The sequence below is a fragment of the Streptomyces sp. Mut1 genome (genome assembly GCF_030719295.1).
GTDB lineage: Bacteria > Actinomycetota > Actinomycetes > Streptomycetales > Streptomycetaceae > Streptomyces > Streptomyces castrisilvae.
In genome coordinates, this window is the sequence record NZ_CP120997.1 from 2800663 (window position 1) to 2824896 (window position 24234).

Annotated in this window: 15 protein-coding genes; 6 read left to right on the forward strand and 9 right to left on the reverse strand. The window is 72.7% G+C overall.

Going from position 1 to position 24234, the window contains the following annotated elements:
* Nucleotides 1–193 precede the first annotated feature (193 nt).
* Nucleotides 194–391 carry a hypothetical protein gene (locus P8A18_RS11955; RefSeq protein ID WP_306054034.1) on the forward strand — a complete coding sequence of 66 codons (198 nt, stop codon included), beginning with the start codon at nt 194–196 and terminating at the stop codon, nt 389–391.
* An 86-nt stretch (nt 392–477) separates the two neighbouring features.
* Here P8A18_RS11955 and P8A18_RS11960 read toward each other — a convergent pair whose 3' ends face one another.
* The 4 genes from P8A18_RS11960 to P8A18_RS11975 form a co-directional block, all read right to left on the reverse strand.
* On the reverse strand, nt 478–1149 hold the full coding sequence (locus tag P8A18_RS11960; RefSeq protein WP_306054036.1) for an LPXTG cell wall anchor domain-containing protein: 672 nt from the start codon (nt 1147–1149) through the stop codon (nt 478–480).
* 303 nt (nt 1150–1452) lie between these two features.
* Nucleotides 1453–2559 carry a peptide chain release factor 2 gene (gene prfB / locus P8A18_RS11965; RefSeq protein ID WP_306054038.1) on the reverse strand — a complete coding sequence of 369 codons (1107 nt, stop codon included), beginning with the start codon at nt 2557–2559 and terminating at the stop codon, nt 1453–1455.
* 92 nt (nt 2560–2651) lie between these two features.
* The gene (locus P8A18_RS11970; RefSeq protein WP_306054040.1) at nt 2652–3893 is read right to left on the reverse strand and encodes a serine/threonine-protein kinase; all 1242 of its coding nucleotides are present in this window, start codon (nt 3891–3893) and stop codon (nt 2652–2654) included.
* Nucleotides 3894–4100: 207 nt separating this feature from the next.
* Nucleotides 4101–5792 (reverse strand): serine/threonine-protein kinase, encoded by a 1692-nt coding sequence (locus tag P8A18_RS11975; RefSeq protein WP_306054042.1) that lies wholly within the window; start codon nt 5790–5792, stop codon nt 4101–4103.
* Nucleotides 5793–6213: 421 nt separating this feature from the next.
* Between P8A18_RS11975 and P8A18_RS11980 the strand changes: the two genes are divergently transcribed.
* The 5 genes from P8A18_RS11980 to P8A18_RS12000 all read left to right on the forward strand — a co-directional run bounded on the left by P8A18_RS11980 (nt 6214) and on the right by P8A18_RS12000 (nt 16228).
* The gene (locus P8A18_RS11980) at nt 6214–9513 is read left to right on the forward strand and encodes an FHA domain-containing protein (protein ID WP_306054044.1); all 3300 of its coding nucleotides are present in this window, start codon (nt 6214–6216) and stop codon (nt 9511–9513) included.
* A 487-nt stretch (nt 9514–10000) separates the two neighbouring features.
* Nucleotides 10001–11371, forward strand: a complete 1371-nt coding sequence (locus tag P8A18_RS11985; protein WP_306054046.1) for an ABC transporter substrate-binding protein — start codon at nt 10001–10003, stop codon at nt 11369–11371.
* A 4-nt stretch (nt 11372–11375) separates the two neighbouring features.
* Nucleotides 11376–12800 carry a carbohydrate ABC transporter permease gene (locus tag P8A18_RS11990; RefSeq protein ID WP_306054047.1) on the forward strand — a complete coding sequence of 475 codons (1425 nt, stop codon included), beginning with the start codon at nt 11376–11378 and terminating at the stop codon, nt 12798–12800.
* Nucleotides 12797–13720, forward strand: coding sequence for a carbohydrate ABC transporter permease (locus P8A18_RS11995; RefSeq protein WP_306054049.1), 924 nt, complete (start codon nt 12797–12799; stop codon nt 13718–13720). The genes P8A18_RS11990 and P8A18_RS11995 overlap by 4 nt, the downstream gene beginning before the upstream one ends.
* 333 nt (nt 13721–14053) lie before the next feature.
* Complete coding sequence (locus P8A18_RS12000; RefSeq protein ID WP_306054051.1) at nt 14054–16228, forward strand: bifunctional glycosyltransferase/CDP-glycerol:glycerophosphate glycerophosphotransferase; 2175 nt, start codon at nt 14054–14056, stop codon at nt 16226–16228.
* 68 nt (nt 16229–16296) lie between these two features.
* On the opposite strand, the gene P8A18_RS12005 is transcribed toward P8A18_RS12000, so the two are convergent.
* From P8A18_RS12005 to P8A18_RS12025, 5 genes are all read right to left on the reverse strand, one after another.
* Nucleotides 16297–16671 carry an EamA family transporter gene (locus tag P8A18_RS12005; protein WP_202453469.1) on the reverse strand — a complete coding sequence of 125 codons (375 nt, stop codon included), beginning with the start codon at nt 16669–16671 and terminating at the stop codon, nt 16297–16299.
* 70 nt (nt 16672–16741) lie between these two features.
* Nucleotides 16742–18256, reverse strand: a complete 1515-nt coding sequence (locus P8A18_RS12010; RefSeq protein ID WP_306054054.1) for a bifunctional glycosyltransferase/class I SAM-dependent methyltransferase — start codon at nt 18254–18256, stop codon at nt 16742–16744.
* Nucleotides 18253–19452 (reverse strand): glycosyltransferase family 39 protein, encoded by a 1200-nt coding sequence (locus tag P8A18_RS12015; RefSeq protein ID WP_371933770.1) that lies wholly within the window; start codon nt 19450–19452, stop codon nt 18253–18255. The genes P8A18_RS12010 and P8A18_RS12015 overlap by 4 nt, the downstream gene beginning before the upstream one ends.
* Before the next feature lie 158 nt (nt 19453–19610).
* Nucleotides 19611–23153 (reverse strand): bifunctional glycosyltransferase/CDP-glycerol:glycerophosphate glycerophosphotransferase, encoded by a 3543-nt coding sequence (locus P8A18_RS12020; RefSeq protein WP_306054058.1) that lies wholly within the window; start codon nt 23151–23153, stop codon nt 19611–19613.
* A 241-nt stretch (nt 23154–23394) separates the two neighbouring features.
* On the reverse strand, nt 23395–24018 hold the full coding sequence (locus P8A18_RS12025; protein ID WP_018555961.1) for a TetR/AcrR family transcriptional regulator: 624 nt from the start codon (nt 24016–24018) through the stop codon (nt 23395–23397).
* Between the last annotated feature and the right edge of the window lie 216 nt (nt 24019–24234).

Consider the following 24234-nt stretch of genomic DNA (forward strand, 5'->3'; position numbering starts at 1 on the left):
CCGGGATGGGTGATTTACGGTGAAACAGCCCCGATTCCCGGGCGATGCGGCGGGGAAGAGGCGGGGGCGAATCCGCCGGGACGGGCCGAAAGCCCGGCGAGCTGGCACAGTGGTAGGGGAACGGTTGCGTTTCCGTGAGCGTTGTGCGGAGGGATTGCTTGTGCGGCTCCGCCGCGCGGGAGGAGGAAAGCGCATGACCTATGACCGACTGGTGTGCGCGAACTGCGCGGCGCCGGTGAACGAGGGCCGATGCCCCGTGTGCCGGGCGAGCCGCGAACGGATGCGGGAGCAGGGACAGGGGCTCTTCGCCGGAATCAGCCCCGCGACGCTGGCCGTCCTGATGGTGGTGCTCCTGGGCGCCCTGGCCCTGCTGGCCCACCAGACCGTGTAGACCGACACCTGCCACCGGCTCACACAGGAGGGGCCCGGACCGCCGATCGCGGTCCGGGCCCCTCTCGTAGCTGTGCGTCAGCACCCTCAGGCGGCCGTGCGGCTGTTCACCAGGCGCGGCAGGATGCGGAAGCCGATGCCTCCGGCGATCATCGTCGCGGCGCCGACCAGCAGGAACGTGGTCTCGGCGGCGCCGGTCTCGGCGAGCTCGTCCTTGCCCTTGCCCTGCTCGACCGGCTGGTTGCCGACCGAGTCGGTGTCGGTGTTGCCGCCGCCACCGGTCGAACCGGTCTGACCGGCGGTGGCGCTGCCGTCACCGGGGTCGGTCGGGTCGGTGGTCGGGTCCGAGGGGTCGGTCGGGTCCGTCGTCGGGTCCGTCGGGTCCGGGGTGGGGTCCGTCGGGTCGGTCGGCGGGTCCGTGGGATCCGTCGGGCCCGTCGGCGGGTCCGTGGGATCGGTCGGCGGGTCGGTCGGGTCCGTGGGCGGGTCCGTCGGGTCGGTCGGCGGGTCCGTCGGGTCCGTCGGCGGGTCCGTGGGATCGGTCGGCGGGTCCGTCGGCTCGCACCGCGGGTCGACCGGGCTGCACGGCTCGCCGTCGTCGTCACCCGGGTCGTCGGCCGACGTTCCGGCGCCGATCTGCACCCCCGCGACATTGATGCCGACGGCCTGCGCCGCGCCCGCGGCGGTCAGCGAGGCACCCGCGGCGATGACCGCGCCCGCCGCGATGCGCGCGACGCGTACGCGCGTCTTCTTCGTCATGTACTGCTACCCCCAGTAGCCGTTCTCGTCAGTGGAGCAGCGGTATACGGGGTGGTTCTCCGGCAGGGTTCGCTCCGAGCGCCGGCTCACGTGGTGCTGTGGCCATGCCGCCCGCCCCCGCTCACAACCGTCCAGACATACACACGCTGCCCCAGCACCCTTGCCAGAGTTAAGGAGAACGTCAAGGCGGTTCCGGGGCAGTATGGCCGGTTTCAGGGGGAGTTGACGGCGTTTCAGGGCCACGACTGTGACGCACCCGCCACACCTTCTCCGCATTCCGGCCCGCGGGCCGCCGCCTGCCGGCTACTTCTCGCTCTGCTTGCGCCAGCGGATACCGGCCTCGATGAAGCCGTCGATCTCGCCGTTGAAGACCGCTTCCGGGTTGCCCATCTCGAACTCCGTACGCAGGTCCTTGACCATCTGGTACGGGTGCAGGACGTAGGAACGCATCTGGTTGCCCCAGGAGTTGCCGCCGTCGCCCTTGAGGGCGTTCATCCGGGCCTGCTCCTCCTGGCGGCGGCGCTCAAGGAGCTTCGCCTGGAGGACGTTCATCGCGGACGCCTTGTTCTGGATCTGCGAGCGCTCGTTCTGGCAGGAGACGACGATGCCGGTCGGCAGGTGGGTCAGGCGCACCGCGGAGTCCGTGGTGTTGACGCCCTGGCCGCCGGGGCCGGAGGAACGGTAGACGTCGACCCGCAGGTCGGACTCGTCGATCTCGACGTGGTCCGTCTGCTCGACCACGGGCAGCACCTCGACACCCGCGAAGGAGGTCTGGCGGCGGCCCTGGTTGTCGAACGGGGAGACACGGACGAGGCGGTGGGTGCCCTGCTCCACGGAGAGCGTGCCGTAGGCGTACGGGACCTCGACGGCGAAGGTGGTCGACTTGATGCCGGCCTCCTCGGCGTACGCCGTCTCGTAGACCTCGGTCTTGTAGTTGTGCCGCTCGGCCCAGCGCAGGTACATCCGCTGGAGCCGCTCGGCGAAGTCCGCCGCGTCGACGCCCCCGGCCTCGGCCCGGATGGTGACGAGCGCCTCGCGGGCGTCGTACTCGCCGGACAGCAGGGTGCGGACCTCCATCTCGTCCAGCGCCTTGCGGACGGCTTCGAGCTCGGTCTCGGCCTCGGCCCGCGCGTCCGCGTCGCCCTCGTCCTCGGCGAGCTCGAAGAGGACTTCGAGGTCGTCGATCCGGCCGCGCAGGGCCTCGGCCTTGCGGACCTCGGCCTGGAGGTGCGAAAGCTTGCTGGTGATCTTCTGCGCCGCCTCCGGGTCGTCCCACAGGGACGGGGCGGCCGCCTGCTCCTCGAGCACGGCGATGTCCCCCCTCAGCGCATCCAGGTCAAGGACGGCCTCGATCGACCCCATGGTCGAGGAGAGGGACTTCAGCTCTTCGGAAATATCGACGACTGCCACGGGTCCAGCGTAACGGCTGTCGGCGCGTACGTTCCTCGGGCCGCCCGATCACCGCCCGCCGGGCCGTCCCGGCGCGGCGGGCCGGGCCGCCCTCAGGGGGCCGCGGGGGCGGAGTTCCTGGTGTCCTGCGGGCCCTCGCCGGAGTCGTCGCCGCTCAGCGCGAACCAGCCGCCCACCCCGATCCCGGCCACCAGGAGGAGCGCGGCCGCGCCCAGGGTGAGGCGGCGCTTGCGGATGGCGGCGGACCTGTTGCGGGCCGAGCCGGGGCGGGGCCGGCCGGGGGCGCGCGGGGCGCGGGCGGTGCCCCGGGGGCCGCCGGACAGCTCGTCGGGGGCCGGGACGCGCATGCTCGTGTGGGTGTCCCGGTTGGAGTCCGGGGAGGAGCCGGGGACCAGCGGTACGGCTCCGCGCCTGCGGGGCTCGTCGCCGGCCGGGGTGTACTGCTGCTCGTCGTAGCCCTGCGGGGCCTCCGGCTCGTCGTCCGGCTCGTCCACCTCCAGCGGCGGGATGCCGGCCAGGTGCGGCAGCTGCTCCCGGAGGCGGGCGGCCAGCTCGGAGGCGCGCAGCCGGGAGGCCGGGGCCTTGGCCAGGCACTGGACGAGCAGCTGCCACAGCTCGTCGGGGATGCCGGGGAGCGGGACGACGGTCTCGGTGACATGGCGGCGCAGGACGGCTCCGGGGTGGCCGCCGCCGAACGGCGTGAAGCCCGCGAGGAGTTCGTAGAGGACGGTGGCCAGCGCGTAGATGTCGACGGCGGCGCGCGGCGGCAGGCCCTCGACGATCTCGGGCGCCAGGTAGTCCGGGGTGCCGATGATCTTGGTGGTCTTGGTGCGGCGCGGGGTGTCGATGAGCTTGGCGACGCCGAAGTCGGTGAGCAGCGCGGGGTGGGCGTTGCCGGGGCCGAGCGGGCCCTCCATGTCGAGCAGGATGTTCTCGGGCTTGACGTCGCGGTGGACGATGCCCGCGGCGTGCGCGGCGGCGAGACCGTCGGCGACGTCCGCGACGATGGCGACGGCGGCCTCGGGGGCCAGCCGGCGTTCGCGGTCGAGCCGGGTGCGCAGATCGGTGCCCCGGACCAGGTCCATGACCAGGGCGAGGTCGTTGCCGTCGACCACGAGGTCGCGGACGGCGACGACATGCGGATGGCCGAGCCCGAGCAGCGCGGTGCGCTCCTGGACGAAGCGGCCGACGAGCTCCTGGTCGGACGCGAGGTCCTCGCGGAGCAGTTTGATGGCCACGGGCCCCTCGGGGCCGTCCCCGAGCCACACCGTGCCGGCGCTGCCGCGCCCCAGTATCTGGTGGGCGGTGTACCGGCTGCCGATTTTCCGTGCCAAGACTGCTCCCTCAGCGGCTGGCGATGGACCCTCGCTCAACAACCCCCGGTCGACAAAGTTACGCGGCGATCGGGGGCCTGTGCGCCCTGGTTGGCGCCAACCTTCACTTCTGCGGGCGAATTGCCTCGGAATTGGTCCGCGGAAGTCGATATAGCTACAGAGTTGTGCGGCCGGCCGGGGTTCTCCGGCCGGCCGGTGGCGGCGCGGTCAGGCTCCGCCGCCCAGGTCGGAGATCCAGTCCTTCACCGTGGAGACGGCGTCGGTGATCGCGTGCCAGTAGCTCTGGCCCTCGCCGATCCAGTCCTTGAGCGGGGTGAGTTCCCAGATCAGCCAGCTCGCCACGACGAGCAGGACGAGCGTGAACAGGCAGCCCTTGAGGCAGCCGAGCCCGGGGATCTTCATCGGGTTGGCGCTGCGCTGCCTCGGCTCGCGGGGCGGGCGCTGCGCGGGCTGCTGGGGCTGCTGCGGCGGCGCGTACGGCTGTTGCTGCGGCTGCGGCTGGTACTGCTGTTGCTGCGGCTGGTACTGCTGCTGGGGCTGGGGCCTGTACTGCTGCTGTTGTTGTTGCTGCGGCGGGTACTGCTGCTGCCGGCGCTGGGGGTACTGCTGCTGCGGCTGCTGCTGCTGTTGCTGGGGGTACTGCTGCCGGCCGCGCTGCGGCTGCTGCTGCGGCGGCTGCTGCTGGCGCTGCGGGCGGCGGCGCAGCGGGTCCTGGCTCGGGTCGAGGTACTGGACCTGCGTCTGCTCGTTGCGGTCCCGGGCGGCCTGGAGCTGGGACTGCCAGGGGTGCGGCTCGTCGGAGGGCGGGACGCCGTCGTTCGGCGGCACGGGCGGCAGCACGGCGGTCGGGTCGGCCTGGGAACCGGCGCCGGGACCGCCGCTGTGCGGCAGCACGCTGGTGGGCGCGCCCGGGTCGTACGAGCCCGCGTTGCTCGGCAGCACCTGCGTCGGGTCGGCGGCTCCGGGGACCTCCGGGACCGCGGTGGGCGCCGGGTCGGGCGCGAGGAGGGCCCCGACGCCGTCGGCGGCCGCGATCTGCGCGGCGTTCGCGTGGACCCCGATGCCGGCGGCGACCGTACGCAGGCCGCGGGCCAGGCTCTCGGCGCTCGGCCTGCGGTCCGGGTCCTTGCTCAGGCAGCGCTCGATGACCGTCCACAGCGGTGCCGGGACGGTGCTGGGGCGGCGGGGCTCCTCGCTGAGGTGCCGTTGCAGGACTTCGAGCGCGGTGCCGCCGGCGAACGGCGGGCGGCCGGTGAGCAGCTCGTACAGCAGGATGCCGGCGCCGTAGATGTCGACGGCGGAGGTCTGCGGGCGGCCCTCGGCCGACTCCGGCGCCACGTACGCCGGGGTGCCGACGAACTCGTGGGTCCTGGTCAGGCCCGGGGAGTCGGCGAGGCGCGCGATGCCGAAGTCGGTGAGCATCGGGTGCATCTCGCCGTCGGGGTCGGCCAGCAGCACGTTGGCGGGCTTCAGGTCGCGGTGGACGACGCCGTCGGCGTGGCTGGCGGCGAGCGCGTCGGCGATCTGCGCGGTGAGCAGGGAGGCGGCGACCGGGGTGAGCGGGCCGTTGTCGCGGAGGTAGCGGTGCAGGTCGGGGCCGTCGATCAGGTCCATCACGAGGGCGAGGAGGTCGCCCTCGACGACGAGGTCGCGGGTGCGCACGATGTTGGGGTGGGTCAGCCGCAACAGGACGGAGCGCTCCCGCAGGAACCGCATCACGACGTCCGCGTCGTTGGCCAGCTCCTCCTTGAGGACCTTGATCGCCACGGTCTCGCCGGGCCGGCCGGTCACGGCCGCCTCGGCGCCCGCCTCCTCGCGCTGGCGGGCACGCCAGACGGTGCCCGTGGCGCCGCGTCCGAGCGGCTCCTCAAGCAGGTACTTGCTGCCTACCGGCCGCACGTCATGCGCTCCCTGCTGGTCATGGTGGTTGATGGTTCTCGTCGGTGCTCGCGGTCCCCGGATGTCCCTCCGGAGTTTCCGGCCCACTCTAGGTCCTGTACGGAGTACCGCGCCTGTGGCCCCGATCGCGGAGGAAGACGTCCGCGCGGACGGGAAGGTTGCCGGGCGGGGTCCGGGCGGGGCCGGGAGAACCGGTCATGCGGCACTTTTGGGGCCACAGCAGACCTTTCAAGATCACTTACTGGTCACCGCCGGGCGTGTTGTCAGTGGCAGGTGCGAGGATGCCTCCAGCACGACTGTGGGTCGGGAGCCCCGCGGTGCGTGACGAACCTGTACCGGACGACGCGTCCGTGCCGGGTGGGGGGAATCACAGGGCGTTCCCCCTGCCGGGCACCACGCGCAGAAGGGACCGCTGACGGCGATGCAGATCCGGCTGACCGTCCTCGCGCCGCCCAGCGGCCAGACCCCGGCGCGCGCCTGCGATGTGCTGGTCACCGCCCCCGCGGGGACGGCCCTGGCCGCCGTCGCGTCCGGCCTGGCGATGGCCGTCGCCGGTCCCGACGGGTCCCTCGGCAGCGGCGCCGTGGTGCTCTTCGCCGGACGGGAGCGGCTGGACGCCCAGCGGTGCGCCCTCGGTGAACCGCCCCTGGTGGACGGGGCGGTGCTCTCGCTCCAGGCGCCCGGCGAGGGCGAGACGGCGGACGATCCCGTCCCCGCCCAGCTGCGGGTGATCGCCGGACCGGACGCGGGCGGGGTCCACCTGCTGCACGGCGGCACGATACGGATCGGCCGCTCGGCCGAGGCCGACGTCCCGCTGGACGACCCCGATGTGTCCCGGCTGCACTGCGAGGTCACCGTCGCGGACGACGGCCGGGTCACGGTGGCCGACCTGGGCTCCACCAACGGCACCTCGCTGGACGGGGCGGAGGTCCGCGACCGCCCGGTCCGGCTGAAGCCCGGCGCGCTGCTGCGCCTCGGCGAATCGACGCTCAGGCTCGCGTCGGGCGCGCGTACGCCGACGCTGCGGACGACCCCGGACGGCGAGGGCCACCTGCGGGTGGCCAAGGCCCCGGCCGAGCCCGTCCCCGACCCCGCGTACGACGGCCCGGACGCCCCCGCCGCCCCCGGCAGCGGCCCCGAGGGCCGGCCGGCCGGCCACGACCGCCCCGAAGCCGACGACGGGACCGGGGCCCGGCCGGGCTCGGCGGACGGGCACCCCGGCCGCTTCCCGGAGCAGGAGATGCCCCGGCGCGGCGGCATAGGCGCCTGGGCCCGCCGGTTCAAGGGCGGCAGATCCGAGCCCGTCCCCGCGAGCGCCCCCGAGGCGCCCGCCCCGCCCGCCCCCGACGCCACGTTCACCTCGCTGCCCACCGCCCCGGAGTGCACCTGGCCCGATCCGGCGGCCATCCTGCTGACCGCCCTCGGGCCGGGCCCCCGGCTCTGGGAGCGCGACCCCGCGCACCCGGAGGCGCTGGTGGTCCGGCTGGGCACGACCGACCGGGCCGACCTGCCCGCCGTGCCGGTGACCGTCGGGCTGCGGGAGGCCGGTTCGCTGGGGCTCGCCGGTCCCCCGGAGCGGCTGTCGGGGCTCGCCAGGTCCGCCGTGGCGCAGCTGGCCGCACTGCACTCCCCCACGGATCTGGAGATCGTGCTGATCAGCACGGACCGGTCGCGCACCGTCGAGGAGCGGCGCCGCGAGTGGGCCTGGCTGGGCTGGCTGCCCCATCTGCGGCCGATGCACGGCCAGGACTGCCGGCTGCTGCTGGCGTACGACCGCGACCAGGCCCTCGCCAGGACGGCCGAGCTGGTGCGGCGGCTGGACGACGGGCCGCTCGGCCCCGGCTGGGCGAGCCTGGATCCGGCGACGGTCGCCGAGGCGGTCGCGCGGTACGAGGGCCCGTTCACCGTGGTGATCGTGGACGGCGACCCGGGCTCGGCGGTGCTCCGGGAGAACACGGCACGGCTGGCCGCGGCCGGCGCTGCGGCGGGCATCCATCTGATCTGTCTGGCCCGGACCCCGGCCGCCACGCCCACCTCGCCGGTCGCCGCGACGTACGAGGCGGCGTGCCACGCGTCGATCGCCTTCCGCGAGTGCGGGGCGGTGGGGATGCTGAGCGGCGACGTGGCGACGGCGCTGCGGCTGCTGCGCACGGCGGGCGGACGCGCGGCCGGGCACGGCACGGTCGCGGCGGTGGACGCGGTGTCGGCGCACTGGGCGCAGCGGTTCGGCCGGGCGCTGGCCCCGCTGCGCGCGGAGGGCTCGGCCGCGCTGCCGGGCCGCCAGGCGCCCGTGGCGCTCCCGCCGTCCACGCGCCTCCTCGACGAGCTGGGCCTCGCCCGTGCCACCCCGGCGTCCCTGATGGCCCGCTGGGCGTCCACGGCGGACGACCAGCCGGGGGCGACGGTGCGCGGAGCGGGCGACGAGGCCCGTCCGGCGGCGCCGCGGGTGGGCGCCCAGCGGACGTCTCCGGAGTCCCTGGACTCCCCGGGTTCGGGGCGTTCCCGGTATCCGGGCCCCACCACGGGCGGCTCCGGCCGCACCCCGTATCCGAGCGCCGCCGAGCCGGACCCGAGGACCCCGAGGACACGGACGGGCACCGGCACGTCCTCCGGCGCCCCCGTCCCCCGCCCCGCCGTCTACGCCGGGCGGCCGGTCGTCGTGCTCGGGGCCGGGCCGCGGGGTCCGGTGAGTGTGGATCTCGCCGACGAGGGGCCGCACCTGCTCATCGAGGGCCCCGGCGGCAGCGGGCGTACGGAACTGCTGCGGGCCGTCGCCGCGTCGCTGGCGGCCGCCGCCCGGCCGGACCGGCTGGGCATCGTGCTGGTCGACGGGGCGGGCGGCGAGCGCGGCGAGAGCCTGCGCCCCTGCACCGAGCTGCCGCACGCGTTCACGCACCTGGTGGCCTCCGACCCGGTCAGGATGCGGGAGTTCGCGCAGGCGCTGGGCGGTGAGGTGAAGCGGCGCGCCGAGCTCCTGGGCGGGCTGGACTTCGCCGAGTGGCACAGCCGGCACGAGGCGGGGCGGATGTCCGCGCCCGTTCCGGCACAGAAGTCGGCGTCGGCCCAGGAGGCGGACCGGCGCGCGGCCGGCCCGCGCTCCCCCGGCGCGTCCGAGCAGCGGGGCGATATCGAGGCGCCGCTGAGCGGCACCCTGCGGCTGCGCCCGGCGGCCGGCCGGACCGTGGACCCGGGGCCGTCGCCGCTGCCCCGGCTGGTGGTGCTCGTGGACGACTTCGACGCGCTCATAGCCCCGGCGCTCGGCAGCCCGGGGCGGCCCGCCGCCGGTTCGGTCGTGCGGGCGCTGGAGGCGGTGGCCAGGGACGGCGGCCGGCTGGGCATCCACCTGGTCGCGACCTCGGCCCGCCCCGACCGTACGGAGGACACCGAGCTGGCCCGCGGGGCGCGGCTGCGCATCGTGCTCGACCCGCCCGCCGTGCCGCCCTCGCCGGACGAGCCGGCGCCGGGCCGGGGCCGGCTCGGGCATCCGGACGGGCGGGTGACGCCGTTCCAGGGCGGCCGGGTGACGGGCCGCATCCCGCGTACGGCGACGCTGCGGCCGACGGTCGTCCCGCTGGAGTGGGAGCGGATGGGCGATCCGCCGACCCGCCGCCCGGTCCGGGAGCTGGGCAACGGGCCGACGGACCTGGCGCTGCTCGCCAGCGCGCTGGAGCGGGCGGCCCGCTCGGTCAACGCGGAACCGCTCACGCCCCTGCACGTCTGACGGAACCGGGCCCGGCCACCGCGAAGCCCCGCACGCCCGACCGAGGTCCCGCACGCCCTCCCGAAGTCCCGCACGCCCGGACCGAGGTCCCGCACGCCCTCACGAAGTCCGACAGGCCCTACACCCCGCGTGCGGGGCCGCGCCACCCCCGTACCCCCCTCGGGGGACGCCGGCGGGCCCCGTACGGGAGGCCGGGCCGACCCCTGGGAACGGGCCGCGCCCTGAGCGGAACCCGAGTCATGCCGGAGCCACCCCTGAGCGGCACCGGAGCCCCACTCCCCCCTCATCCCCCAATGGCCGGATACCTGCACTGAGGGGACGTCACGAGCCCATCACGATCAAGGAGTTGGCCCCGAAGACGGTATTGCGGCGCCCGGTCACCGGGCGTAGGACTGTGCGCACACGACGACGTGACGCACGACCGGCAGCGCGGTTTTTCCGGACCGGTGCCGGTCACGGCGCACGCGCACAGAGAGACGGGGCAGGAATGGGCACAACCCTTCGGATGCGCAGGGCAGCCGTGGTGTTCGCCGCCATCGGCGCACTGGCCCTCACCGGTTGCAGCGACGACGGTGACGGCGGAGACAAAAAGACGGACGAAGGCGGCTCCACGACGGGCAAGGACTCCACACCGAGCGTCGTTCTACCGAAACTGGACGGCGAGAAGCTCTCTGTCGCCGCGGTCTGGACGGGTGCCGAACAGGCCAACTTCGTCAAGGTCCTCAAGGAGTTCGAGAAGCGGACCGGCGCAAAGGTGACGTTCGTCCCGGCGCAGGACCCGATCGTCAACTTCCTCGGTACGAAGATCGCGGGCGGGCAGCCGCCGGACGTCGCGGTGATCCCGCAGGTCGGGGCGATCCAGCAGGCCGTGGCGAAGAAGTGGGCCAAGCCGCTCGGTGACGAGGCGAAGGCCCAGCTCGGCAAGAACTACGCGAAGGTCTGGCAGGACCTCGGCGCGGTGGACGGCACCCAGTACGGCGTCTACTACAAGGCCGCCAACAAGTCGCTGGTCTGGTACAACACCGCGGTGTTCGAGAACGCGGGCGCGTCCGAGCCGAAGACCTGGAAGGACTTCCTGGCGACGGCCGAGACGGTGTCCGCGTCGGGCATCACCCCGGTCTCGGTCGGCGGCGCGGACGGCTGGACGCTCACCGACTGGTTCGAGAACGTCTACCTCTCCCAGGCGGGCCCGGAGAAGTACGACCAGCTGGCCCAGCACAAGATCAAGTGGACGGACCCGTCCGTCAAGGACGCGCTGACCACGCTGGCCCAGCTCTTCGGCAAGCCGTCCCTGATCGCGGGCGGCGCCGACGGCGCGCTCCAGACCGAGTTCCCGGCGTCGGTCACCCAGACCTTCACCGGGGGCGACCAGCCCAAGGCCGCCATGGTCTACGAGGCCGACTTCGTCGCCGTCAACATCGGGCAGACGAAGGCGAAGATCGGCACGGACGCCAAGGTCTTCCCGTTCCCCGCGGTCGGCGCCGAGTCGCCCGTGGTGACCGGTGGCGACGCGGCGATCGCGCTGAAGGACGGCAAGGGCGCCCAGGCGCTGCTGACCTGGCTGGCCTCCACCGAGGCCGCGAAGATCGCCGCCGAGCAGGGCGGGTTCATCTCGCCGAACAAGGCCCTGGACCCGGCCGCGTACCCGAACGAGGTGCAGCGCACGATGGCCCAGGCGCTGATCGCGGCCGGTGACGCCGTCCGGTTCGACATGTCCGACCAGACTCCGCAGTCGTTCGGCGGGACGCCCGGCAAGGGCGAGTGGAAGATCCTCCAGGACTTCCTGAAGAACCCGAAGGACATCGCCGGGACCCAGGCAGCGCTGGAGTCGGCGGCGGCCAAGGCGTACAAGAGCTGACGGCATGACGACAGCGGCAGCGGGGGGCGCCGACGAGGCGCCCCCCGCCGACAAGCAACCTCCAGGCGGGACTTCGGTACCCGCCCCCAGAAAGGCCGGGCCCGCCCCGTCCGGCTCCCCCGGCGCGCGGAGCGGACGGAGCGTAACGGGCACCCGCAGGGTGATCGCGGCGGTCTTCCTACTGCCCGCGCTGGTGCTGCTCGGGGCGCTCGTGGTGTACCCGATCGTGTACTCCGTCTACCGGTCGTTCTTCGACCAGGCGGGTACGGGCTTCGCCGGCATCGACAACTACAAGGCGCTGTTCACGGACGACACCATCCGTACGGCGGTCAAGAACAACGCGATCTGGGTGGTGTTCGCCCCGACCGTCGCCACCGCCCTCGGGCTGATCTTCGCGGTCCTCACCGAACGCATCCGCTGGGGCACGGCGTTCAAGCTGGTCGTCTTCATGCCGATGGCGATCTCGATGCTCGCCGCGGGCATCATCTTCCGGCTGGTGTACGACCAGGCGCCGGAGCGCGGGGTGGCCAACGCGGTGTGGGTGGGCGTGCACGACACGTTCGCCGAGTCGTCGGGCTTCCCCAAGGCGCATCCGCTGCCCGTCCACCCGCTGAAGGCGGCGGGCGGCGGGGCCTTCGTGACGAAGACTCCGGTACGGGCGGGAGAGCCGGTCCAGCTGCCCCTGGTCGGCGTCCTTCCGGCGAAGATGCCGGGTGACGCCAAGCCGGCCAGGGCACCCGGACCGGGGAACGAAGGGGAGATCACCGGCACCGCGTGGCTGGACTTCACCAAGGGCGGCGGGGGCAGACCCAATGTCATCGACGCCAAGGAGCTGGGGCTCAAGGGCATCAAGGTGGAGGCCGTCAAGGACGGCAAGGTGGTCGCCTCGGCCACGGCTGGCGCCGACGGTACGTTCACGCTGCCCGCGTCCGCGGACGGCGCCGAACTCCGGCTCCCGGCGTCCAACTTCAAGGAGCCGTACAACGGCGTGGAATGGCTCGGCCCGAGCCTCGTGACGCCCGGCATCATCGGGAGTTACGTCTGGATGTGGGCGGGCTTCGCCATGGTGCTGATCGCGGCGGGCCTCGCCGGTCTGCCACGTGAACTCCTCGAAGCGGCCCGGGTGGACGGGGCCAACGAGTGGCAGGTGTTCCGCCGGATCACCGTGCCGATGCTCGGCCCGGTCCTCGCGGTGGTGCTGGTCACGCTGATGATCAACGTGCTGAAGGTCTTCGACCTGGTGTTCATCATCGCGCCGGGCTCGTCCCAGGACGACGCGAACGTGCTGGCGCTCCAGCTCTACCGGTCCTCGTTCGGCACGGACGCGGACCTGGGGATCGGCAGCGCCATCGCCGTACTCCTGCTGCTGCTGGTGATCCCGGTGATGCTCTTCAACATCAGGCGGATACGGAAGGAGGGGCGCCGATGACGACTCCCTCGGCCACCACCGCCCCCGGCGGGCCGAACGGCGCCCCGGACATCGGCACGCTGAAGGCCCGGCGGTCGCGGGGCGCCCGGATCGCGGCGCGTGCGGGCGGCGGCGCGATGCGGGTCTTCCTGATCCTGGTGGGCCTGTTCTGGCTGATGCCGACCATCGGGCTGCTGCTGTCCTCGCTGCGCAGCCCGGAACGGATCGCGTCGACCGGCTGGTGGAAGATCTTCACCGCCCCGTCCGAGCTGACCTTCGACAACTACTCCCGGCTGCTGGACAATTCGACGTTCACCCACTCGCTGTTCAGCACGATCATGATCACCGTGCCCTCCACGGTCCTGGTGGTGGTGATCGGCTCGCTCGCCGGGTACGCGTTCGCCTGGATGGACTTCCCCGGCCGGGACTGGTGGTTCCTGCTGGTCGTGGGGTTGCTGGTGGTCCCGGTGCAGGTCGCGCTGATCCCCGTGTCGAAGCTGTTCGGCGAGATCGGGATCTTCGAGACGACGCTCGGGGTGATCCTGTTCCACACGGCCTTCGGGCTGCCCTTCGCGATCTTCCTGCTGCGCAACTTCTTCGCGGAGATCCCCCGGGAACTGCTGGAGGCGGCGCGGCTGGACGGGGCGGGTGAGATCCGCCTCTTCACCCGGGTCGTGATGCCGCTGGGCGGGCCGGCCATCGCCTCGCTCGGGATCTTCCAGTTCCTCTGGGTCTGGAACGACATGCTGGTCGCGCTGATCTTCGCGGACTCCGGGTCCCCGCCGATCACGGTGGCGCTCCAGCAGCAGGTGCGGCAGTTCGGCAACAACATCGACGTGCTGGCTCCCGGCGCCTTCATCTCGATGGTGATCCCGCTCGCCGTCTTCTTCGCCTTCCAGCGCCAGTTCGTCTCGGGCGTGATGGCGGGGGCGGTGAAATAACCGGCGGGACACACGCGCAGACGCGAGCAGGCGGGGCGGTCCGGCAGTCACGGACCGCCCCGCCCTGCCGCGTACGGGCCGTTGGCACCGCCGCGCACGGGCCGGGGCGCCCGGCATCCACCCGTGCGCCCCGAATTGCCCAAGGTTCACTTACTGTCCCGGGTAGTATGATAAGTGGGGCCTTTATCAGCCGCGCGGTCGACCACTCACCCGGGCCCGACGCGCCCGTCTCTTCGACCCTCGTACGTCTGCCCGCCCCCTGACCGTCCTGCGGAGCGCACCCCCAGTACGCTGTGTGCTCTCCCAGTACGCACAGTCCGAGAAAGAGTCCGTATGCCCCGGCTGAGTGTCATCATCCCCGTCCGTCGCGCCCGAGGCAGTCTGCGCGAGTGCCTGGAGTCGGTGCTCTCCCAGTCGTTCGCGGACATCGAGGTCATCGGGGTCGACGACGGTGCTCCGGACGGCTCCGGCCTGGTTCTGGACGAGTTCGCCGCGCGCGACAGCCGCGTACAGGCCGTGCACCTGGCGCCCGGCGCCGGCGCGCACGGACGGCGCAACGCCGGTGCCGAGCGGGCGACCGGGGACTACCTCCTCTTCCTGGAGGGCCACTACATCCACCTGCCCGGCGCGCTCCAGGCCATCGCCGACCGGCTGGAGGCCACCGGCGACCCGGACGCCCTGCTGTTCGGCCACCGCAAGCGCCCCTTCCGCGGCAAGACCCGCTCGACCAGGTCGCTGGAGAAGCTGGCCGCGATGCCCGAGGGACCGTTCACCCTCGCCGAGCGCCACGACCTCCTCGACATCGCCCCGGTGTCCTGGAACCGGGCGGTGCGCCGCACCCTCGCCGAGCGCGAGAGCCTGGTCTTCGGCCCCGGCCCGCACGGCGAGCGGATGTACGCGCTGGAGGCCGTCGCCGTCGCCGCTTCCGTCGCCACCCTGGACACGGCCTGCGTCGAGCACCGCACGCAGCGCCACCTGCCCGGCCTCGTGGACGACGCCGAGCCCTCGGTCGGCTCGACGCCGCTGGAGCTCGTCGACGCGTACGACGCGCTGATGACCTTCGTCGAGGCACGCCCGGCCCTGAAGCCGGTGCGCGGCCTCCTCTTCGACCGCGCGGTCCAGGAGCTGCTGTCCGCCTACCCGGGGGTGACCAGGCGCCGCCGCCAGTACGTGAGCGCGGTCGCCTCGTTCCACGGCGCCCACCGCCCGGACGGCTTCAAGTTCCCCGGCGGCGCCAAGGGCCTGCGCCCGCAGCTGATGGGCGGCGGGAAGTACGCCGCGCTCGGCGCCCTGGACACCGCGCTCGCCACCCGCCGCAACCTGCGCTCCGCGCCCACCACCGCGCGGGCGAAGGCGAAGAAGCAGTTCACCAAGCGCTACTACAAGGCGCAGCTCAAGCTCCCGCTCGACCCCAAGCTGGCCGTGTACGCCGCCTACTGGAACCGCGGCGTCAGCTGCAACCCCGAGGCGATCTACCGCAAGGCGAAGGAACTGGCACCGGACATCCACGGAGTGTGGGTGGTGTCGAAGAACCAGGTGGACTCGGTGCCCAAGGGCATCGACTACGTGGTGCCCGGGACCCGCCGCTACTGGTCGGTGCTGGCCCGCGCCACGTACTTCTTCAACAACGTCAACTTCCCCGACCACCTGGTCAAGCGCCCCGGCCAGATCCATGTGATGACCCATCACGGCACCCCGCTGAAGATCATGGGCATGGACCAGCAGAACTACCCGGCGGCCGCCCAGGGGCTCAACTTCGACCGGCTGCTCAAGCGCGTCGACCGCTGGGACTGGAGCGTCTCCGCCAACCCGCACTCCACCGAGGTGTGGTCCCGCGCCTACCCGAGCGCCGCGCGTGCGCTGGAGACGGGCTACCCGCGCAACGACGTCTTCGCGACGGCGACCGAGGAGCAGATCGCCAGGATCCGCGAGGACCTCGGCATCCGCCCCGGGCAGCGCGCCCTGCTGTACGCGCCGACCCACCGCGACTACGAGTCCGGCTTCACCAACCGCCTGGACCTGGACGAGTTCTGCGCGGAGGTGGGCCCCGACACCGTGGTCCTCATGCGCGCCCACTACTTCTACGGCGGGGCGGGCCTGCCCGAGAACGCGTCGGTCATCGATGTCTCCACGTACCCGCGCGTCGAGGACCTGTGCCTGGCGGCGGACGCGCTGATCACGGACTACTCGTCGGTGATGTTCGACTACGCCCACCTCGGCCGCCCGATCGTCGTCCACGCCCCGGACTGGGAGACGTACCGCACGGTGCGCGGTGTCGTCTTCGACCTGCTGTCCGGGCAGCCGGGCGAGACGCCGGGCGCCGTGGCCACGACCACCGAGGAGCTGGCGGCGGCCTTCACCGACGGCAGCTGGGACAGCCCGGAGAACGAGGCGCTGCTCAAGGCGTTCAAGGAGCGGTTCTGCCCGTACGACGACGGCCGCGCCTCCGAGCGCGTCGTGCGCCGCGTCCTGCTGGGCGAGGAGCCGCCGGCCGCCGGGACCGTCTGAGTTTGTACGACGCCGAAGGGCCCGCCGCCGGAACGTTCCGGTGGCGGGCCCTTCGGCGTCGTACGGACTCAGCCCTGTTGACCGGCCATGACCGTGACGAGGCCGACCACCACGAGCAGCGAGCCGCCCCAGGTCCACAGCGAGGTCCGCTCGTGCAGCACGGTCGCCCCGGCGAGCACGATCAGCAGGTAGCCGAGCGCGTTGAAGGGGTACGCGACGGAGAGCGGCACCTTGGCCAGTGTCGTCATCCAGGCGAGCGCGGACACCGCGAAGACCACCAGGCCGAGCACGACCCAGGGGCTGCCGGCGGCGCGCAGGGCGACGGAGCCGCCGTCCCGCCCGGCGGCGGCAGCGGCGCCCTTCATCCCGTGCTTGAGCATGATCTGGCCGCCCGCCGACGAGAACACGGCGAACAGGAGCAGCAGCACACTGGGGAGGGTCAAGGCCTTGCTCCTGACTGCGGGGGCGGGGGGCTCGGGCGCCGGGACCGCGGCGGGCCCGGGGCGGGGTGCCTCAGACACCGACCCGGTCGGCGGGGACGTACTGTCGGTTGAGGATGTCCTGTACATCGACGTGCTCTCCAGCGATGATCGTCTCGGCCGCATGCGGGGTGAGCAGTGCGACGTGCTGATAGCCGAACAGCGTCGGCCTGATGCGGGTCAGCAGCCGCGACATCCCGCCGAGCACCGCGGCGAGCGGTCCCCGGCCGAGCAGCGACCAGAACGGCGCCCCGGTGGACGCGAGGTCCAGGACGTCGTATCCGGCGGCGCGCACGGTACGGCGCAGGCTGGCCCGGGTGAAGAAGCGCAGATGCGTTTCGTCGAGGATGCCCCGGCGGTCGTAGCCGAAGGCCCCGACGGCGACCCGCAGCCGGGAGTACCAGTGGCTGAAGTTGGGCACGGACAGCAGCACCCGGCCGCCGGGCCGCAGCACGCCCGCGACCTCGGCGAGGACGCGTTCGGGGCGGGAGAGGTGCTCGATGACGTCCCCGGCCACCACGTAGTCGAAGCCGGTGCCGATGTCCGCGGGCAGCCCCTCCTCCAGGTTGGCGAGGTGGAAGTGGGTGCACCTCTCGCGCACGCCCGGCACCTCGACGTAGTCCACGCCGGTCACCTCGTGGCCCAGGGACTCCAGGCGTTCGGCGAACAGGCCGCCGGAGCAGCCGAGATCGAGGACCCGGCCGGGCGGCAGCCGGCGCATCTTCTCCAGGATGACGGCGTGCGAGGAGCCGTCGCCCTCCTTGAAGGCGTAGTCGACGGGCTTGGGGATCCAGGGGCAGGTCCCGAACCCCTTGACGGCCAGCCGGTATTCGAGGACGTCCTTGACGACGTCCTTGGCGTACTTCATGCCGTTGACGTAGCAGATCTCGTCGCCGTAGTACGTGGGCACCGGGATCTCCTTGATCCGCATGCCCGCGTTCAGCAGCTGGACGATGATCTGGGTGTCGAAGTCGAAGGCGTCGGTGTTCCGGTCGATCGGCAGCTGCTTCAGGGCGGCGACGCTGTAGGCGCGGTATCCGGAGTGGAATTCGGTCAGTCCGGAGCCGAGCAGGCCGTTCTCCAGCCGGGTGAGGACGCGGTTGCCGAGCCACTTGTACATCGGCATGCCGCCCTTGAGGGCGCTGCCCGACGTCATCATCCGTGACCCGAACACGGCTTCGCACTCGCCGCGTTCGATGGGGGCGACCATCTCGGGGAGGAGTTCGGGGGCGTACTGTCCGTCGCCGTGCAGCAGCACGACGATGTCCAGTCCGTGCTCGGCCGCCAGGGCGTATCCGGCCTTCTGGTTGCCGCCGTAGCCGAGGTTCTTGGTGTGCCGCATCACCACGGTCCGCGGCATTCCCTCGGCCTGCGACCAGCGGCAGCCCGCGGTGAAGGTCGCGTCGTGGCTCGCGTCGTCGAGGATGAGGACCTCGTCGATCCTCGACCGGAAGTCCTCCGGAATCCGGTCGAGGGTCTTCTCCAGCGTTGTCTCCGCGTTGTACGCGACCACCAGGATGCCGATCCTGGGACTCGGGCTTTCCTTCACGGGGCGTTCTCCAGTTGCGCTCGGGGGGCGGTTTCGGTCGACGGATGGGCAGGGCCGGCGGCCGCGAGGACCCGGCGCAGACCGGTGGCGAGCCCGGCCGCCAGTACGAGCCAGCCGGCGGCGCCCAGGTACAGCACGGGCTCGCTCCAGCGCACGGCGGAGCGCCCGCTGTAGCCGAGTACGGCGACCAGGCCGACGACCGCGCTGTACGTGAACCCCTCGGCCGCGCCGAGTACGAACATCCCGGCGGCCGCCCAGGTCAGGTACTGGAGGCCGGAGGCGGTGGACAGGAGCAGCAGCAGGCCCAGGGTGAGGGCGACGACACCGGGGAGCTGGGCGGGCCGCAGCCAGGCGAGCCGGATTCCGGCGGCCACACAGACGAGTACGACGAGGAAGTGGCCGCCGCCCTGCATGAAGGTGATGACGGACTCGGGCAGCCCGATGACGTCCGCGAACCGTACGAGGCCCCACAGCCGGTAGCTGCCGCCCGCGTACTCCAGGACGTTGCGCTCCAGGTCCAGTGGCACGGTCACCAGGGCCGGCCCCCACACGAGCGCGCCGAGCCCCGCGAAGCCGGCGGCGAAGCGGACCAGGACCGGGCGCCCGCCGCGCAGCGCGGCCACGAACAGGGCGGGGATCACCACCACCGGGATGAACTTGACGCTGATCGAGAGCGCCGCGGCCACGCCCGCGGCGAGCGGCGCCTTCCGGTCGGCCAGCAGGTGGGCCGCGGCCAGGGCGAAGGCGATGGCGACCGCGTCGGTGTTGCCGTGGTAGCCGGAGGTGGCGATGAGCACCGGGCTGACGGCGACGCCGATGCCGCAGAGCATCGCGGTGCGCGGGGCGGCCCGGCGGCGGACGATCTCGAACACGAGGAGCGCGCAGCAGAAGTCGGCGGCCGACGCGGGGATCCTGATCAGGGTGGAGAAGGAGAAGCCGAGGCCGGTGAGGCTGTCCAGCCCCATCAGCATCCAGCCGGCCAGCGGTGGGTGGTTGTAGACGGGCAGGCCGGGAAGCGGGTGCTCGTAGATGCGGACGGGGCCGTACACGGTGATGGCCTCGGCGAACCCCCGGAAGATGCGCACGTCGGCCGGGCCGGGCGAGTTGGCCGCGATGATCATGCGGGCGATGAGGCCGGCGGCCGCCGCGAGGAGTACGGCGGCTCCGGCCCGCCGTACGTCCCTTTCGCCCCACATTCGGATACCCATGAAAGCAGAACGTAGCAAGGAGGCGACGCTAAGCAACGCACCGAACCGTCACCGTCGCGTAAACCCCCCGCCCCGGACACACCCGTGCCCGGCCGGTGGCGGTACCGGCCGGGCACGGGAGGGGCGGTGGGCCCCAGGGGTGTCGGCTACAGCATGCGGTCGACCACGCGGGCGGACGCCCGGCCGTCGTCGAGGTCGCAGAAGTCGTGCCGGAACTGCTCGTACGCCTTGGCGTGTCCCGCGATGGCCCGCTCCGGGTCCCGCAGCGCCTCGATCAGGTCGTCGGAGCCCGGGATCAGGGGTCCGGGCGCCCGGGACTCGAAGTCGAAGCTGAATCCGCGCAGCGTGTCGCGGTAGTGCTCCAGGTCGTAGGTGTGGAAGAGCATCGGCCGCCCGGTCTGGGCGAAGTCGAACATCAGCGAGGAGTAGTCGGTGACCAGGGCGTCGCTGATGAGCATGAGTTCACCGACGTCGGGGTAGCGGGAGACGTCGCGGACGAAGCCGGTGCCGCTGTCCGGGAGCCGGTCGGTGACCATGTAGTGACGGCGCACCAGAAGCACGGTGTCGTCGCCGAGTTCGCGTTCGGCGGCGGCCAGGTCGAGCTGGAGGCCGAGCGAGTAGCGGCCGCCGCCCAGGCGCTGGTCCTCGCGCCAGGTCGGCGCGTACAGGACGACGCGCTTGCCGGCCGGGATGCCGAGCTTCTCCCGTACCGCCGCGGCGACCTTGGCGCGGTCGGGGGCGTGGAAGATGTCGTTGCGCGGGTAGCCGCACTCCAGGACCTCGCCCTCGAAGCCGAACGAACGGCGCAGGACGGGTGTGGAGTACGTGTTCGGCGAGACCAGGAAGCTCCACTGCCTGGCCCGCTCGGCGAGGGTGGCGATGTAGGCGGCGTTCGCCTGGGCGGTGCCCGCGAGTTCGAGGCCGATGCGCTTGAGCGGGGTGCCGTGCCAGGTCTGGACGACGGTCTGGTCCTCGCGCCGCTCGAACCACTCGGGCAGCTGCGTGTTGGTGACGATGTAGCGGCTGCGGGCCAGCGCCTCGTGCCAGGCGACCGAGCCGTGCTCGACGGCGGTGGCGCCCTCGGGGATGATGGCCTGCTGGTCGCGGACGACCCAGAGGTGCTCCACCTCGGTGCCCCGGCGCACCAGCTCCTCGTAGACGGCGCGCGGCGAGTCGGAGAACTGGCGGCCGTCGAAGGTGCTGTAGAGGGCGGCGGCGCGCACCGGTTCGGTGCGCTGGGCCGCGTAGGCCTCGCTCAGCAGGCGCTTGGCGCGCGGGCCGCGTTCGGCGGCGCCGAGCACGGAGCCGGAGACGACGAGGAGCTGGTCGCCGAAGCGCCGTTCCAGGGTGTAGTCGCGGCCGGAGAGGTGGCGGGTGACGGGCAGGGTGTGGAAGGCCGAGGCGGGGATGCGCAGCGCGCGGTCGCGGCTCTCGTCGGCGGCGCCCCTGTCCCGGAGGAAGAAGTACCAGTTGCCCTCGCCCAGCGGCAGCGCGCCGCCCGGTCCCTCGACGGCGTCGGGCCGCAGTTCGGCGCGGAAGCGGCGCGCGTCCTCGGGTCCGGTGAACTCGACCGGGAAGATCTGCTCCTCGCGGTGGCTGCTGTTCTGCGCGACCAGCTCGACCGGGTGCTCCGGGTCCTCGGGGTAGGTGCCCTCCAGGAACAGCCGGCCGTCGTCCGTCCAGCTCGCCAGTTCGACGGCGGGCTGCACGGGGCGGTCGCTGATCACCAGGTTGCCGCGCGCGCTGGCGAAGAAGGCCAGCTCGCCGGCCCCGCCGCCGGAGGAGTCGGCGAGGGGGTAGCGGCCGGGCGGCACCGCGCCCGGTGTGTCGAGCGACGCCTTCAGGCCGCCCGGGCCGGTCAGGTGGACGCTGTACGCCACGCTCCTGGGCGCGTCGTCCTCCGTGGGGCGGGCCTCCTCGATCGCGGAGAGCCGGAGTTCGGCGGTGAAGCGGCTCCAGCCGGCGGCGGGGCCGCCGCCTCCGCTCACGGTGACCGGGGCCTCGTACGTGGCCTTGGTGGCGCCGTGCGTCAGACGCAGCGTCAGTTCGCCCTTGACGAGGCGGGACCGGACCACGCCGGTGACCCGGACGGTGCCGGCCGTGTCGCCCGCGTCGTGCGACTCGAACCGGGCGTCGACCCGCTCGGCGTGCACCACCAGCTTGTCGCCCTCGAAGGCGGGCACGATGCGGTGGTCGCCGTCGGGGCGGTGGACGGGCGGCGCGACGGATGCCTCCCGGACGGACGGGTAGGCGCGGCGCAGCAGGCCGTTCCTGGCGATGCCGACCTCGAACTGCCAGGTGAGCTGCTTGGGGCCGCCGTCGCCCCGGATGCGGAGCTTGGAGGCGTCGACGGAGGTCTCGAAGCCGGACCGGTGGTAGTCGTGCAGGCTCTGGCGGGCGCGGGCGGTGGCCTCGGGCTCGTCGACCCGGCGCAGCCGCAGCGGGACGACGTTGCGCCGGCCGGCGCGGAGCCAGCCGATCCGGAACTCGCTGGGCCCGGAGGTGACGGGCAGGTTGCGGACGTACGCGTAGCCCTTGAGGTGCAGCTTGCCGTCGCGCCACTGGGCGTCGCGCAGCCGGGCGGCGAGCGGCAGGTCGCGGTCGGCGACGCGCAGCACCGGGGCGGGCACGGGCCGGGTGAGGACGGGGTAGTTGGCCTGGCGCCGGCGCACACCGCTGACCTCGAAGGCGCCGGGTTCGCGCTTTTCCTGGATCAGCAGCGCCAGCAGCTCGTCCATGCGGTGCTCGCGCACCAGGTACCACATCACGCGCAGGCGCAGCGGAAGCCCGTCGAGCACCGAGGGGTCGACCTGGTCCAGGAACTTGTTGGTGTACGTGAGGAACGCGGCGCGGTATTCCTCGTCGCCGTCGGGCAGGACCTCCATGAAGTACCAGAGGTCGTTGGCCAGCGCGTGGTCCTCGTAGTGGTTCTTGTCGGCGGGCGTGCGGTTCTGGGCCAGGAACGTCGAGACGCCCTGCACGTGCGCGACGCGGTCGCGGACGCCCCGGACGACGGCCCGGCTGGTGGTGATCGAGCCGGGGCGGTCGCGCCAGTGGTAGACGGGGTCCTTGATGATGTCGACCGACTTGGCCAGGAAGTGCGCGGGCAGCACGACGGGGATGTCCTCGTACAGCGCGCCGACCGGGAAGGCGAACTCGTTCTTGTCCCAGAAGGAGCGCCGGAAGACCTTGTTGCAGGCGATGCGGTCGCCGAGGAGGTCCAGGTCGCGGGAGACGTGGGTCTTCAGCCGGGTGGTGGCCATCGGCTTGCGGAACATCGGCGACTGCTGGAGCTTGCCGCCGCCCCGCAGGCGCAGCACGTTGCCGGACGCGAGGTCCGAGCCGGTCTCCTCCAGGGCGCCGACGAGCAGTTCGTACGCGTTCGGCGGGATCACGTCGTCGCTGTCGACGAAGGCCAGGTAGCGGCTCTCCGGGTCGCAGTTGCGGACACCGGTGTTACGGGCGTGCCCGAGTCCGCCGTTCTTCTGGCTGACCAGCTTGAAGCGGTCGTCCCGCGCGGCGAATTCGGCGGCCAGAGCGGCACTGCCGTCGGTGGACCCGTCGTCGACCATCACCACCTCGAGGTCGGTCATGGTCTGCTCCGCGAGGGACTTCAGGCAGTCCGTCAGGAAGAGTTCCACGTTGTAGACGGGGACAACGACACTGAGCCGTGGCGGCATGTTGAGCACGTCCGTTCATCAAGGGCCTGGCTATCCGTAGGGCTCAACCGTATGGACGGTCGGGGGTCACCGGTTACGGTCCCGAACGAGTGACTACGCCTGCACCGTGCTCGCCTGCCCGGGGCTTCACCCGGGCGGTCCTGGTGCACGGTGAACGCGTGCTCCGGAAGGCCCGGTGGGCGGCCCGCCCACCAGACTAACCGATGGAAGGGTGACCCCTACAAGCACGCTTGGACACATGATCGAAGCGTCACACGGCGGGGTCCGCCCGGTGTGTGAGGGCGGCCACGGCGGAGGCGGCGAGGTCGTCCAGATACCCCGCCGGCAGCTCGCCCCGGACCACCGCGAGCCGCCAGTAGAGCGGGCCGACGATCAGGTCGAGGGCGCGGTCGGGGTCGCTGTCCGGCGGCAGCTCGCCGCGTGCGACGGCGTCCCGGACGACCACGGCTGCGACGCCCTGCTGGGGGTCGAGCAGGGCGGCCTTGATGGCATCGGAGATCTCCGGGTTCCGGGCCGCCTCGACCAGCAGGTCCGGGATGACCTGGGAGGCCAGCGGGTGGCGCAGGGCGTACGCGGCCAGTTCGAGCACGGCGCGCACGTCCCCGTACAGCGAGCCGGTGGCCGGGGCGGGCATGCCCTGTGCGGCGACGGCGGAGACCAGGTCCAGGACCAGGTGCAGCTTGGACTTCCAGCGCCGGTAGACCGCGGTCTTGCCGACGCCCGCCCGCCGCGCGATGCCCTCGATGGACATCCGCGCGAAGCCGACCGCCGCCAGCTCCGCGAACACCGCGCTGCGGATGGCGTCGGTCACGTCCTCGCGCAGGACGGCGGCTCCCGCCGGGGCTCGGCGGCGGCTTCCGGGGTCGGTGGTCATGGCCGAATCATAGTCCGCGACGACGAAACGGTTGCGTTCCGGCGTCGGACCGTCCTACCCTCGGCGTAGCGACGATACGGTCCCGTCCCGTCGCCGAGCGGTCCTTTCCTGGCCACGCGGCCTGGCTCGCGGGCCCTGCGGTGCCGGTTCCCTCTTCGCCGTCCCGCCCTACCCGCTTCCCTGCCTTGACCTGCCCGCACCCCCGCACCCCGCACC

Excerpts from the sequence above, each read along its gene's own strand:
- P8A18_RS11995 (WP_306054049.1), top strand. The coding sequence starts at position 12,797 with ATGACGACTCCCTCGGCCACCACCGCCCCCGGCGGGCCGAACGGCGCC.
- P8A18_RS12015 (WP_371933770.1), bottom strand. The coding sequence starts at position 19,452 with ATGTGGGGCGAAAGGGACGTACGGCGGGCCGGAGCCGCCGTACTCCTC.
- P8A18_RS12025 (WP_018555961.1), bottom strand. The coding sequence starts at position 24,018 with ATGACCACCGACCCCGGAAGCCGCCGCCGAGCCCCGGCGGGAGCCGCC.
- P8A18_RS11960 (WP_306054036.1), bottom strand. The coding sequence starts at position 1,149 with ATGACGAAGAAGACGCGCGTACGCGTCGCGCGCATCGCGGCGGGCGCG.
- P8A18_RS11980 (WP_306054044.1), top strand. The coding sequence starts at position 6,214 with ATGCAGATCCGGCTGACCGTCCTCGCGCCGCCCAGCGGCCAGACCCCG.
- P8A18_RS11985 (WP_306054046.1), top strand. The coding sequence starts at position 10,001 with ATGGGCACAACCCTTCGGATGCGCAGGGCAGCCGTGGTGTTCGCCGCC.
- P8A18_RS11955 (WP_306054034.1), top strand. The coding sequence starts at position 194 with ATGACCTATGACCGACTGGTGTGCGCGAACTGCGCGGCGCCGGTGAAC.
- P8A18_RS12000 (WP_306054051.1), top strand. The coding sequence starts at position 14,054 with ATGCCCCGGCTGAGTGTCATCATCCCCGTCCGTCGCGCCCGAGGCAGT.
- P8A18_RS11990 (WP_306054047.1), top strand. The coding sequence starts at position 11,376 with ATGACGACAGCGGCAGCGGGGGGCGCCGACGAGGCGCCCCCCGCCGAC.